We start from the raw sequence: 13,668 nt of genomic DNA on the forward strand, positions 1-13,668 counted from the left end.
TGGCGTGGCCGTCCGCCCCTCATCCTGAGGAGCGCGGAACGCGCGTCTCGGAGGATGAGGCCCGATATCGCCCCGAATCCCGCCTCATCCCCAAGTCGCAGACCCCGGTTCCCCATTTTCGGTTTGCTTTCGTTTTTCGTTGTGATCTAATCGAATCCGAAAGCGAAATCGCCGAAAGCGAACGCGAGCGGCCGGGGAAGCGTCTGTTGGATCGGATTTTCGACCTCGCAATCATTGGGGGCGGCATCAACGGCTGCGGCATCGCGCGCGATGCGGCGGGGCGGGGTAATTCCGTTTTCCTCTGTGAAATGAATGATTTGGCGAGCGGGACGTCGTCCTGGTCGACCAAGCTCGTGCATGGCGGGCTGCGCTATCTCGAATATTACGAGTTCCGCCTGGTCCGTGAGGCCCTGATCGAGCGCGAGATCCTCTGGCAGATCGCGCCCCATATCATCCGCCCTCTGCGTTTCGTTTTGCCGCACCATGCCGGCCTGCGCCCGGCCTGGCTGCTCCGGCTCGGGCTGTTCCTTTATGATCACATCGGCGGCCGGCACCTGCTGCCGCCGACCCGGTCGGTGGACCTCAGTCGCGACGAGGTCGGCAAGCCCCTGATCAAGAATCGCTACGTCAAAGGGTTCGAGTATTCCGATTGCTTCGTCGACGACGCGCGGCTGGTCGTGCTGACCGCGCGCGATGCCGCCGATCGCGGCGCCGAGATCTGCACGCGCACCCGCGCCGTCGAGATCAGGCGGGCTGACGGTCTCTGGAATGTCACGGTCGAGGACGAAGGCAGCGGCGCGCGGCGGACGGTGCGTGCGCGTGCGCTGGTCAATGCCGGCGGTCCATGGGTCGAAGAGGTGCTGACTTCGAGCGCCGGCGTCAACGCGCGCGCAAAAGTGCGGCTCGTGCAAGGCTCGCATATCGTGGTGAGAAAACTCTACGACCACGACCGCGCTTACATCTTCCAGAACGCCGATGGCCGCATCGTCTTCGTGATTCCCTATCAGAATGATTTCTCGCTGATCGGCACCACTGACCGTGACTATGACGGCGACCCCGCCAAGGTGAAGGCGACGGAGGAGGAGATCAGTTATCTCTGCGCTTCCGTCAGCGAGTATCTCGCAAAGCCGGTGAAGCGGGAGGATGTGGTCTGGACCTATTCCGGTGTGCGCCCGCTCTATGATGACGGTGCGAGCGAGGCCAAGGCCGCCACACGCGATTACGTGTTCGAGCTCGATACGCCCGGCGGCGTGCCGCTGCTCTCGATCTATGGCGGCAAGATCACGACCTATCGGCGATTGGCGGAAGAAGCGCTTGAGCGCCTTGCGCCCTATTTGCGCAGCGCGAAAGCCCGCGAGGGCTGGACCGGCAAGTCGCCGCTGCCCGGCGGCGACATGGATGTCTCCGCGGTCGATGCGCTCGCTGCGGAACTCGTGCGCGACTATCCGTTCCTGTCGGCGCCGCATGCGAGCCGGCTCGCACACGCCTACGGCACGCGTGCGACAAAAGTACTCGGCAGCGCGAAATCGATCGGCGATCTCGGAAAGTCCTTCGGCGCCACCTTGACGGAAAGCGAAGTCAGGTACCTGATGGCGAACGAATGGGCGTTGACCGCCGAAGACATCGTCTGGCGCCGCTCCAAACTGGGTTTGAGGATGTCGGCCGCCGAGATATCGGCGCTCGACGAATGGATCGCCGCTCATGGACTGTCCGGCGAACGTCCGCTACGCGAGGCGGGAGGACGGCCATGAGCGTCACGCTCGACCACGTCACGCGCACCGTGGACGGCATCCCGGCCATCCACGATGTCGCGCTGACGCTCGAGCGCGGCACGCTGAGCGTGCTGCTCGGGCCGACGCTATCAGGCAAGACCTCGATCATGCGGTTGCTCGCCGGCCTCGACAAGCCGACGAGCGGCCGCGTGCTGGTCGACGGTGCGGACGTCACCGGCATCGATGTGCGCCAGCGCTCGGTCGCGATGGTCTACCAGCAGTTCATCAACTATCCCTCGCTCTCGGTCTATGAGAACATCGCCTCGCCCTTGCGTGTGCAGGGACGGCCGCGCGAGGAGATCGACAAGCGCGTGGCGGATGCCGCAAAGCTGTTGCGGCTTGAGCCCTTTCTGAAGCGCACGCCGCTGCAGCTCTCCGGTGGTCAGCAGCAGCGCACCGCGATTGCGCGCGCGCTGGTCAAGGGCGCCGATCTCGTGCTGCTCGATGAGCCGCTCGCCAATCTCGACTACAAGCTGCGCGAAGAGCTGCGCACCGAACTGCCGCGCATCTTCGAGGCGTCGGGTGCGATCTTCGTCTACGCGACCACGGAGCCGTCGGAAGCGCTGCTGCTCGGCGGCGACACCATCTGCATGTGGCAGGGACGCGTGCTGCAGGCCGGCGCCAGCTCGCGGGTGTATCGGCAGCCCGAGACGCTGCGCGTCGCCCAGGTCTATTCCGATCCCCCGCTCAACATCGTCAATATCGAGAAGCGGCACAGCACCGTGCATTATGCCGGCGGCACGCGCGCGCCCGCGACCGGCCTTTATGCGAACCTTGCCGATGGCGCTTATCGCGTCGGCTTCCGCGCGCATCAGCTCGAAGTCGCGAAAGGCGCCGCCGGCCGTCACGTGTTTCCGGCCAGCGTCAGCGTGACCGAGATCACCGGCTCCGAGAGCTTCATCCACCTGCAGCGCGATTCCGCCAATTGGGTCGCGGTGCTGCACGGCGTCCATGAGTATGAACCCGGGAAGGCGCTCAACGTCGCGCTCGATCCCGACAACGTCTTCGTGTTCGACCTGGCCGATCGCCTGGTCGCAGCTCCTGGCCGCACTTGAGGGAGATGCCTGATGGCCCGCATTGACCTCGTCGATCTCGCCCACTCCTACAGCGGCGATAACGCGCCGCCGGAATCCTTCGCGCTGAAACCGGTGACGATGACGTGGCGGCAGGGCGGCGCCTATGCGCTGCTCGGCCCCTCCGGCTGCGGCAAGACCACGCTGCTCAATCTCATCTCGGGCATCGTGACGCCGTCGCGCGGAAAGATCCTGTTCGACGGCAAGGACATCACGCCGCTGTCGACGCAGAAGCGCAACATCGCGCAGGTGTTCCAGTTTCCGGTGATCTACGACACCATGACGGTCGGCGAGAATCTGGCTTTCCCGCTGAAGAACCGCGGCGTGCCGAAGGCGGAGATATCAGCGCGCGTGAAGCGGATCGCCGAGCTGCTCGATCTTGCGCCCTACCTCAACCGCAAGGCGACGCGGCTCACCGCCGATGCCAAGCAGAAGATCTCGCTCGGCCGCGGCTTGGTGCGATCCGATGTCGCCGCGATCCTGTTCGACGAGCCGCTGACCGTCATCGATCCCGAATTGAAATGGCAGCTCCGTTCGAAATTGAAGGCGCTGCACCGCGAGCTCGACCTCACCATGATCTATGTCACCCACGACCAGACGGAGGCGCTGACCTTTGCCGATACCGTCGTCGTCATGCATGACGGGCGCGTGGTGCAGAGCGGCACACCGGCTGAACTATTTGATAAGCCCGCGCACACCTTTGTCGGCTATTTCATCGGCTCGCCCGGCATGAACATCGTGCCGGCGCATGTCGATGGGCGCGAGGCGCGGATCGATGGCCACACCATCGGCCTGCACCGCAATTACGGCGTGCTGCCCGCGGGCGCGAAGATCGAGATCGGGGTGCGGCCGGAATTCGTCGACGTTGCGCCGCCCGCCTCGGGTCTGCTGGCGGCGACGATCGAGCGGATCGACGATCTCGGCCGCATCCGCTTTGCGCGGGTGCGCGTCGGCGATTCCAAGTTCGCCGCGCGTGTGCCGCCGGGATTTTCGGTGCCCGACAACATGGCAGGGCTCGTGTTCGATCCCGCGCATGTGCACGTCTATGCCGACAGCCGCCTGGTCGAGGGGGTCGCCTGATGGACAAGACGGTCAATCAGAAAGCCTGGTTCCTGGTGCTGCCGGTGTTCCTGGTGGTCGCGTTCTCCGCGGTGCTGCCGCTGATGACGGTGGTGAACTATTCGATGCAGGACACTTTCGGCAACAACCAGTTCTTCTGGAACGGCGTCGGCTGGTTCAAGGAATTGCTCGATCCCACGACTGACCTCGGCGAACGCTTCTTTGCATCGCTCTGGCGCAACCTGATCTTCTCCGCGATCATCCTCGCGATCGAGATACCGCTCGGTATCGTCGTCGCGTTGTCGATGCCGCGCGAGGGTTGGACCGTCGCCGTCTGCCTCGTGATCCTGGCGCTGCCGCTGTTGATCCCGTTTAACGTGGTCGGCACCATCTGGCAGATCTTCGGCCGTCCAGATATCGGCCTGCTCGGCTACACCCTCAACAGCCTGGGTATCCCTTACAACTACGTCTCCAACGAACTCGACGCCTGGGCGACCGTGATCGTGATGGACGTCTGGCACTGGACCAGTCTCGTGGCGCTGCTCTGCTATGCCGGCCTGAAGTCGATTCCCGATGCGTATTATCAAGCCGCGCAGATCGACGGCGCCTCGCGCTGGGCGGTGTTCCGCGCGATCCAGTTGCCGAAAATGAACCGCGTGCTCCTGATCGCGGTGCTGCTGCGCTTCATGGACAGCTTCATGATCTACACCGAGCCGTTCGTCGTCACCGGCGGCGGGCCGGGCAATTCGACCACTTTCATCTCGATCGAGCTCGTCAAGATCGCGCTCGGTCAGTTCGATCTCGGCAAGGCCGCGGCGCTGTCGCTGGTCTACAACCTCATCATCCTGATCGTCTGCTGGGTGTTCTACACCGTCATGACCAATGCCGGCGCCGAGCGCCCGCAAAAAGAGGGAGCTGTGTGATGGGCACGATTCCCGGGCGCCGCCTCATCATCTCGCTGTTCCTGATCTTCCTGTTGTTGCCGATCTACTGGCTCATCAACATGAGCTTCAAGACCAACAGCGAGATCGTCTCGACCATGACGCTGTGGCCGCACCAGCCGACGATCGAGAACTACAAGCGGATATTCACCGACGAGAGCTGGTATTCCGGCTACATCAACTCGCTGAAATATGTCGTCATCAACACCGTGATCTCGATCTCGGTGGCGCTGCCGGCGGCTTACGGCTTCTCGCGCTACCGCTTCCTCGGCGACAAGCATTTGTTCTTCTGGCTGCTCTCCAACCGCATGGCGCCGGCCGCGGTCTATGCGCTGCCGTTCTTCAACCTCTATTCCGCGATCGGCCTGTTCGATACGCCCTGGGCGGTGGCGCTGGCGCATTGCATCTTCAACGTTCCGCTCGCGGTCTGGATCCTCGAAGGCTTCGTCTCCAGTGTGCCGCGCGAGATCGACGAGACCGCGTTCCTCGACGGCTATTCCTTCCCGCGCTTCTTCATCAAGATCCTGGTGCCGCTGATCGCGAGCGGCATCGGGGTGGCCGCCTTCTTCTGCTTCATGTTCTCCTGGGTCGAGCTGTTGCTCGCGCGCACGCTGACCTCGGTGGATGCCAAGCCGATCTCGGCGGTGATGACGCGCACGGTCTCCGCCGCCGGCATGGATTGGGGCCTGCTCGCCGCGGCCGGCGCGCTCACGATCATCCCGGGCGCGCTCGTGATCTGGTTCGTCCGCAACTATATCGCGCGCGGCTTCGCGCTCGGTCGCGTGTAGGAGGCGCCCCATGGAAAGCATCGCATGGATGGCCTGGACGCTGCCGACGGCGATCTTCTTTGCGCTGCTCGGCATGACGCTGGCGGTGATGACCTGGCTCGCGGTCGCCTATCCCGAAGCCGAGCGGGTCGGCGTGCTCAGGATTCCGACCACGCGCGGCGATCGTCTCTTCATCTCGCTGGTGCTCGCCGCCGTCATCCATCTCGTCTGGATCGGCGTCGTCGGCACCGACTCCATCACCACGCTGCCCATTGGGGAGGAGGGCGTCGAGGCTTCGAGCCTGTGGCTCGCCACACTGATTTCGCTTGCCACGGCCGTTGTGATTTTCCGCACCGTCTGAGGAAGTGAAGAAGAGCAGATCCGGGACCAACCCGGACCTGAATTGTTTTGTCGCTATATCAGGAGGAAACGCCATGCGACATTTGAGAGGAACCACCAGGGGCCGTCTGCTTACGATGACCAGCGCCGCCGCGCTGATCGCGGCCGCCGCCACTGTCAGCGCGCCGGCGCGCGCCGACGACGCCGTCAACCAGAAATGGATCGACAGCGAATTCCAGCCTTCGACCCTGTCGAAGGAAGACCAGATGAAGGAGCTGCAATGGTTCGCGAAGGCGGCCGAGCCCTTCAAGGGCATGGAAATCAACATCGTGTCCGAAACCATCACGACGCATGAGTATGAAGCCAGGACGCTCGCCAAGGCGTTCAGCGAGATCACCGGCATCAAGCTCAAGCACGACACCATCCAGGAAGGCGACGTCGTCGAGAAGCTGCAGACCCAGATGCAGTCCGGCAAGAACGTCTATGACGGCTGGATCAACGATAGCGACCTGATCGGCACGCATTTCCGCTACGGCCAGACCATCGTGCTGTCGGACTACATGACCGGCGAGGGCAAGGACGTCACCGATCCCTATCTCGAAGTCAACGACTTCATCGGCAAGTCGTTCACGACAGCGCCGGACGGCAAGCTTTATCAGTTGCCCGACCAGCAGTTCGCCAACGTCTACTGGTTCCGCTACGACTGGTTCACCAACCCCGACTACAAGGCTAAGTTCAAGGCCAAGTATGGCTACGAGCTCGGCGTGCCCGTGAACTGGTCGGCGTATGAAGATATCGCCGAGTTCTTCACCAACGACATCAAGGAGATCAACGGCGTCAAGGTCTACGGCCATATGGACTATGGCAAGAAGGACCCCTCGCTCGGCTGGCGCTTCACCGACGCCTGGCTGTCGATGGCGGGCAATGGCGACAGGGGCATTCCGAACGGTCTGCCGGTCGACGAGTGGGGCATCCGCATGGAAGGCTGCCGCCCCGTGGGCTCGTCGGTCGAGCGCGGCGGCGACACCAACGGTCCGGCCGCCGTCTACTCGATCACCAAATATCTCGAGTGGTTGAAGAAGTATGCTCCGCCGCAGGCGCAGGGCATGACCTTCTCTGAATCGGGCCCGGTGCCGGCGCAGGGCAACATCGCCCAGCAGATCTTCTGGTACACCGCGTTCACCGCCGACATGGTGAAGCCCGGCATTCCCGTCATGAACGCAGACGGCACGCCGAAATGGCGCATGGCTCCGTCGCCGCACGGCTCCTACTGGCGGGAAGGCATGAAGCTCGGCTATCAGGACGCCGGCTCGCTCACGCTTCTGAAGTCGACGCCGGCGGATCGCCGCAAGGCGGCTTGGCTCTATCTGCAGTTCATCGTCTCCAAGACGGTGTCGTTGAAGAAGAGCCATGTCGGTCTCACCTTCATCCGCGAGTCCGACATCTGGGACAAGTCGTTCACCGAGCGCGCGCCGCAGCTCGGCGGCCTGATCGAGTTCTACCGCTCGCCCGCGCGCGTGCAGTGGACTCCGACCGGCAACAACGTGCCTGATTATCCGAAGCTCGCCCAGCTCTGGTGGCAGAACATCGGCGATGCGTCGTCCGGTGCGAAGACGCCGCAGCAGGCGATGGACGCGCTCGCCGCGGCCCAGGACTCGGTGATGGAGCGGCTCGAGAAATCCGGCGTGCAGGGCGCCTGCGGCCCGAAGCTGAACAAGAAGGAGAAGCCGGAATACTGGTTCGCCAAGGCCGAGAAGGACGGCACCATCGCGCCCCAGCGCAAGCTCGCCAACGAGAAGCCGAAGGGCGAGACAGTCGACTACGACACCCTGATCAAGTCGTGGCCCGCCACCCCGCCGAAGCGTGCGGAAGCGAAGTAAGCTCCCGCAACGCCGTCTTGGCCGGGCTCGTCCCGGCCATCCACGCGTTGCCGCGGGTATGGAAAGACGTGGATGCCCGGGACAAGCCCGGGCATGACGGAGAAAAACAAAAGGCCGGGAGCAATCCCGGCCTTCGTCATTCCGGGGCGCGCGAAGCGCGAGCCCGGAATCCATCGGACAGCAAAGCACGTGGTGGAATTCATTCCGGGTTCAGCCCTGGGCTGCCCCGGAATGACAGTGGGAGAAAGACGTCGTTCTTTCCACCCGTCACTGCGAGCGAAGCGAAGCAATCCATCTCTCCACTTGTGGCAGGCATGGATTGCTTCGTCGCTGTCGCTCCTCGCAATGACGGCGGTATTCGCGGCTACTGCGCCGCTTCCACCGCCTCCAGCGTCGGATAGTCCGTATAACCGTTCGCGCCGCCGCCGTAGAACGTGTTCTTGTCCCACTCGTTCAGTGCTGCGCCCTGCTTCAGGCGCTCGACCAGGTCGGGGTTCGAGATGAACAGCTTGCCGAACGCGATCAGGTCGGCGGCGCCGGATTCCAGCACCTTGTTCGCCAGCGCGAAGTCATAACCGTTGTTGGCCATATACGCCTGCTTGAAGCGCTTGCGCAGTGACGCATAGTCGAACGGCGCGACATCGCGCGGCCCGCCGGTCGCGCCTTCGATGACATGGATGTAGACCAGCTTCAGCGCATTGAGCCCATCGACGATGTGATCGAACAGCGGCTGCGGATTGGAGTCGGAGACGTCATTGGCCGGCGTCACCGGCGAGATGCGGATGCCGGTGCGTTCGGCGCCGACTTCCGCGGCCACCGCCTTGGAGACTTCCAGCATCAGCCGCGCGCGATTCTCGATCGATCCGCCATAGGCATCGGTGCGCTTGTTGGTGCCGTCCTTGGCGAACTGGTCGAGCAGATAGCCGTTGGCGCCATGGATCTCGACGCCGTCAAATCCGGCTTCGATCGCGTTCGCCGCGCCGCGCCGGAAGTCTTCGATGATGCCAGGTATTTCGGAAAACTCGAGCTCCCGCGGTTCGGACACATCGGTAAAGCTGCCGCCCACGAAGGTCTTGGTCTTGGCGCGGACCGCGGATGGCGCAACCGGCGCGCCGCCGTTCGGCTGCAGCAAGGTGTGGGAGATGCGGCCGACATGCCAGAGCTGGATGAAGATGCGTCCGCCGCGCGCATGCACGGCGTCGGTAACCTTGCGCCATCCCGCAATCTGTTCCTTCGAATAGATGCCGGGCGTGTCCTGGTAGCCTTGGCCCTGTTGCGAGACCTGGCTCGCCTCGGTGATCAGGAGGCCGGCGGAGGCGCGCTGCGCGTAATAGTCGACCGCGAGCGGGCTCGGCACCATGCCGGGCGGCACCGCACGGTTGCGCGTCAACGGTGCCATCGCCGCCCGGTTGGGCAGCGTCAGCGGACCAAGCTTGAGGGGCTCGAACAGTTTGGAGGATTGGCTCATGGGAGGCTTTCCGGAAATGAACGATACGCAACATTTGTGCATCGCGGCGATGGGCGCAATGCCCCAGCCATTCTTCTCGTGCAGACTAGCAACGCGCGGTGTTCGGTCGCTTGACTGGCGTCAAAAGCGGCACATGCAGGCGAACATAGTAGGATTTGTTCTAAATCACGATGCGTGCAGCAAAACGACCTCTTGAAGAAGCCTGTCACAGAGGCGTCATTTCCCGAAGCGGGTCTAACGAACGGCCGGCATTGCCGCTTCCGTCGGCTGGGCGCGCCCGCGCATCCGCGCCAGCAGTTCCGCTGATGGCCAGGAATCCGCCGGTAGTCCATATTTGATCTGCATCGCCTTCACGGCGCTGCGGCTCGCCTGTCCGAGTACGCCGTCGACCTTGCCGACATTGAAGCCGGCGCGCACCAAGTGCTGCTGCAATTCCTTGATCTCCTGGAACGGCAACTGCGCCACGGGACCCGAAGGCCGCAGCATCGGCGGGCTGCCTGCGATGCGGCTCGCCAGATACCCGGCGGTGGTCGAATAGATCAGCGAATTGTTCCATTCGGTGTAGGCGGCGAAATTCGCATAGGCCAGGAACGCCGGCCCCATCCGTCCCATCGGCAACAGCAGCGACGCCGGCATGTCGTCATTCGCTAGTGGACGTCCATCCGGATAGGTCACGCCGAGCTGCGCCCATTTCGAGCGCGGCAGTTTTGTCGTGAGATCGGCCTGATCTCACGGAAAGCTGGATGCGGTCACGCGCACTTCCTGCAGCCACGGCTCGCCGCGCCGCCACTTCAATCCGTTGGCGATATAGTTCGCAGTCGAGCCGATCACGTCGGGCCCGCTACGCAAGAGATTGCGATGGCCATCGCCGTCATAGTCGACGGCATAGTTGAAATAGTGCGTCGGCAGGAATTGCGTCTGCCCGAGCTCGCCGGCCCAGGAGCCGACCATCTCATCGGCCGAAAGGTCACCGCGGTCGATGATCTTGAGCGCCGCGATGGTCTCGTTCTGGAACATCTCCGAGCGCCGGCAATCATAGGCAAGCGACACCAGCGAAGGCAGCGTTGGAAGGTTGCCCATGTTGGCGCCGAAGTCGCTCTCCAGTCCCCAGAACGCCGCGATCACCGCCGGCGGCACGCCGTATTCCTTCTCGGCGCGCGAGAATGCCGCCGCATAGGTCTTGATGTGCTGCTGTCCCTGCTGCATCCGGTAGGGCGCGGCCATTCTCCCTGCGAACTCGGTGAAGATCTGTCCGAACACGCGCTGCCCGCGGTCGCGGTTAACGATGCCCTGGTTGTAGACGAGGTACGGCGAGGCTTCCGCGATCGCCTGCTGCGATACGCCTTCGGACACCGCGCGCTGCTTGAGATTGGCAAGGAACCGCTCGAAGCTTTGGCCATTATGGCAGGCCGCCGCGCGCGACGAGGACACCGTCGCAGGCCGCGCGGCCGCCGGTGCCTGACGTGTGGGTGCCGGCAACAATTGCTGCGCGGAGGCCGCAGACGAAAACGCCGCAATCATCGTGACGGCCGCGATCGCAAATCGGGTCTTGAACATCAGAACTCGCCGGTAGGGAATGGGCTTACGAAAGATAGTAATGATCTTACGTGAAGCTTTACGCCCAAGCTATCCCTCACTCCGCCGTCGTCCCGGGCTTGACCCGGGACCCATAACCACAGGAAACTGTTGTGGCGCGAGCAAGTGGTTGCAGCGGAGCACATCACAAAGTCCGGTGGTTATGAGTCCCGGCTTTCGCCGGGACGACGTGGGAGGGAGCCAGCGTATTTTCGCCCGCGTCGCCCCGACGCACCTTTCGCCACTTGCGCTGCCCATAGGCAAATCCCTACCTAAGCTGCGCCTGCAACAGTGGTTTTTCCGCAACGACGCAGGGGAAACGGCGATGAATTATTTCAAGACAGCCCTTCTGCTGGCCGGCCTTACCGCCCTGTTCATGGGGATCGGCTATCTCATCGGCGGCGCCAGTGGCGCGATGATCGCGCTTGTGGTTGCGGCCGCGACCAATCTGTTCACCTACTGGAATTCCGACCGCATGGTGCTCAGGATGTACGGCGCCCATGAGGTCGATGCACGCACCGCGCCCGAACTCGTCGGCCTCGTCGCCGAGCTCGCGAGCCGCGCTGGCCTGCCGATGCCGCGCGTGTTCGTGATGGACGAGGCGCAGCCCAACGCGTTTGCCACCGGCCGCAATCCGCAGAATGCCGCGGTCGCCGTCACCGCCGGCATCATGCAGCAGCTCAGCCGCGAGGAGCTCGCCGGCGTGATCGCGCACGAGCTCGCGCATATCAAGAACCACGACACGCTGTTGATGACGATCACCGCCACCATCGCCGGCGCGATCTCGATGCTGGCGCAATTCGGCATGTTCTTCGGCGGCCACCGCAACAGCAACAGCGGTCCGGGCATCGTCGGTTCGATCGCGCTGATGATCCTGGGGCCGCTGGGCGCCATGCTGGTGCAGACGGCGATCAGCCGCACCCGGGAATATGCCGCCGACAATCTCGGCGCGCGTATCGTCGGCCAGCCGATGTGGCTCGCGTCCGCGCTGATGAAGATCGAGAATGCCGCGCATCAGGTGCCGAACTATGAGGCCGAGCGCAATCCTGCGACCGCCCACATGTTCATCATCAATCCGTTGTCAGGCCACGGCGTCGACAATCTCTTCTCCACCCACCCGTCGACCCAGAACCGCATCGCGGCACTGCAGCAGCTCGCTGCCGAGCTGGGCGGCGGTGGTGCACCTTCCGCCGGAACGCGCTATCCTTCAGGCAGCCCATGGGGCGGCACGACCACCTCGCGCGGACCGTGGGGTTAAGCGATATTCGTGGGGCGGATAAACCGCCCCACGAATTGGAGGTGCCGGATGCAGCGCACGCTGATCATCCTCGGACTGCTCCTCCTCGCCGCTGGTCTGCTCTGGCCGGTGATCGGCAAGCTCGGGCTTGGCCGCCTGCCTGGTGACATCCATGTCGAGGGATCAAATTATTCGTTCTATGTCCCACTGATGACGTCGCTATTGCTCAGCGTCGTGCTGAGCGTGATCATCTGGCTCGTCAACCGCTAGGAGAGCGGGGGTTCCTCCGGAATCCCGCCGGCGCCGTCCCGCCCCTGCCGAAAATACGGCGGATTGGCGCAGTGCAATCGGCCGCGCTGGTGCTACACTCGCAAAACGAGAAGATCACGCCGGAAACAAGCATGGCCTTGTTTGGTTGGGGCAGAGAGGTGCCGTCAGAAGAGGTCCTGGACGCCAGGGCCGGTGCAGATGCCTTGTTGCAGGGGCTGGACAAGGTCGTCGCGACATATCTCGAAAAGGCCGATCATGGCGATCTCGTCTATCCCGCCTGTAAGCGCAAATCGAATGATGCGAGCGCCAGCCCGCGCGAAATCTGGCGCCACACACGGCTGGAAGGGATGCGCTATCTGACCATGATCCCGGGACGCGACTCCGCGCTTCTGACGGAGCCGTCGCGCCAGGCTGAGCTGATCGACGGCTTCCTGCGCCAGCAGCCGCACGAGGACACGGTGATCGATTTCACCGGACGCGCCGTCGACGACGTCGCGATCGCCATCATCGCCGGGCTGAACTGGCTGAACCATTGCGCGCTGCTCGCCAAGGTCGATCGCGCGAAGGCGTCAGGCACCTTGCGCAATTTCCGCAGGGTCGTGACGGTCGCTCAGCAATGGTGGGGCATGGAGGGCGCGGAGGCCCGCTGCAGGAACATGCAGCAGGCGCGCGAACTGCCGCCGCTGATGCTCAATCTGGTCTGGCTCGAATGCACCCATCTCGCCAAGGACATCACCGCCGCCGCGGTGTTTGGTGCGTCCGGTGAAGCAAGCGATGCATCAACGCGCTTCCAGGCCGCACTCGATCCGGATGAACCGGCCGCGTGAGGCGCGCATTGCGCGAGCTTGCAACAACCTCCGTCGTCATTCCGGGGCGCGCGCAGCGCGAGCCCGGAATCCATCGGGCCGCATGCGCAGGTGGAGAAATGGATTCCGGGCTCGATGCTGGCGCATCGCCCCGGAATGACTGAGCGACGCGTTGCGCAATCCTCTCCTCCGTCATGGCCGGGCTTGACTCGGCCATCCACGTTGTCCCGGGCGCGAAGGACGTGGATGCCCGGGACCCGGCTACGCCGAGGCTTCGCCGGGCACTCTAATCTCAGTCCGGCGAAGCGATAGCGAAGACGGGCAAGCCCGGGCATGACGGCGTCGTATCGTTCGCGCGATTTTCCTTAAGCCAATCAACGTGATTTGGCTCGTCCAGCCCTCACACAAAAAACATTCCGCTTTCGCCGTCGGGCAAATCAGTGATTTAACTCCGCGCGTCTCACGGCGAATGAGGGGCGGG

General features: G+C 63.6%; 11 protein-coding genes and 1 pseudogene. 10 read left to right on the forward strand and 2 right to left on the reverse strand.

From position 1 onward, the window contains the following. Positions 1-206: 206 nt before the first annotated feature. From glpD to CWO89_RS01180, 7 genes are all read left to right on the forward strand, one after another. Complete coding sequence (gene glpD / locus CWO89_RS01150; RefSeq protein ID WP_130576837.1) at positions 207-1,751, forward strand: glycerol-3-phosphate dehydrogenase; 1,545 nt, start codon at positions 207-209, stop codon at positions 1,749-1,751. Continuing rightward, entirely contained in the window at positions 1,748-2,827 is a 1,080-nt protein-coding gene (locus CWO89_RS01155; RefSeq protein WP_130576838.1) for an ABC transporter ATP-binding protein, read from the forward strand. The genes glpD and CWO89_RS01155 overlap by 4 nt, the downstream gene beginning before the upstream one ends. 12 nt (positions 2,828-2,839) lie before the next feature. Then, on the forward strand, positions 2,840-3,925 hold the full coding sequence (locus CWO89_RS01160; RefSeq protein ID WP_130576839.1) for an ABC transporter ATP-binding protein: 1,086 nt from the start codon (positions 2,840-2,842) through the stop codon (positions 3,923-3,925). Then, positions 3,925-4,827, forward strand: a complete 903-nt coding sequence (locus tag CWO89_RS01165; protein ID WP_130576840.1) for a carbohydrate ABC transporter permease — start codon at positions 3,925-3,927, stop codon at positions 4,825-4,827. Before CWO89_RS01160 ends, CWO89_RS01165 begins: the two co-directional genes overlap by 1 nt. Next, the gene (locus tag CWO89_RS01170) at positions 4,827-5,633 is read left to right on the forward strand and encodes a carbohydrate ABC transporter permease (RefSeq protein ID WP_130576841.1); all 807 of its coding nucleotides are present in this window, start codon (positions 4,827-4,829) and stop codon (positions 5,631-5,633) included. The genes CWO89_RS01165 and CWO89_RS01170 overlap by 1 nt, the downstream gene beginning before the upstream one ends. A gap of 10 nt (positions 5,634-5,643) precedes the next feature. Next, positions 5,644-5,973, forward strand: a complete 330-nt coding sequence (locus tag CWO89_RS01175) for a DUF2160 domain-containing protein (RefSeq protein ID WP_130576842.1) — start codon at positions 5,644-5,646, stop codon at positions 5,971-5,973. Positions 5,974-6,088: 115 nt separating this feature from the next. Further along, positions 6,089-7,831 (forward strand): ABC transporter substrate-binding protein, encoded by a 1,743-nt coding sequence (locus tag CWO89_RS01180; protein WP_130576857.1) that lies wholly within the window; start codon positions 6,089-6,091, stop codon positions 7,829-7,831. 364 nt (positions 7,832-8,195) lie between these two features. Here the strand turns inward: CWO89_RS01180 and CWO89_RS01190 are convergent, their stop codons facing one another. Continuing rightward, a complete protein-coding gene (locus tag CWO89_RS01190) occupies positions 8,196-9,299 on the reverse strand; it encodes an alkene reductase (RefSeq protein ID WP_130576844.1) in 1,104 nt (367 codons plus the stop codon). Between the two features lie 234 nt (positions 9,300-9,533). After that, positions 9,534-10,856 (reverse strand): annotated as a pseudogene (locus CWO89_RS01195) (lytic murein transglycosylase). A 343-nt stretch (positions 10,857-11,199) separates the two neighbouring features. Here CWO89_RS01195 and htpX point away from each other — a divergent pair. The 3 genes from htpX (at position 11,200) to CWO89_RS45635 (ending at position 13,208) form a co-directional block, all read left to right on the forward strand. After that, positions 11,200-12,132 (forward strand): zinc metalloprotease HtpX, encoded by a 933-nt coding sequence (htpX, locus tag CWO89_RS01200; RefSeq protein WP_130576845.1) that lies wholly within the window; start codon positions 11,200-11,202, stop codon positions 12,130-12,132. A gap of 48 nt (positions 12,133-12,180) precedes the next feature. After that, positions 12,181-12,381 (forward strand): DUF2905 domain-containing protein, encoded by a 201-nt coding sequence (locus CWO89_RS01205; RefSeq protein WP_130576846.1) that lies wholly within the window; start codon positions 12,181-12,183, stop codon positions 12,379-12,381. Between the two features lie 131 nt (positions 12,382-12,512). Further along, positions 12,513-13,208, forward strand: coding sequence for a hypothetical protein (locus CWO89_RS45635; protein WP_165420942.1), 696 nt, complete (start codon positions 12,513-12,515; stop codon positions 13,206-13,208). Positions 13,209-13,668 lie beyond the last annotated feature (460 nt).

Source organism: Bradyrhizobium sp. Leo170 (assembly GCF_004296405.1).
Classification (GTDB): domain Bacteria; phylum Pseudomonadota; class Alphaproteobacteria; order Rhizobiales; family Xanthobacteraceae; genus Bradyrhizobium.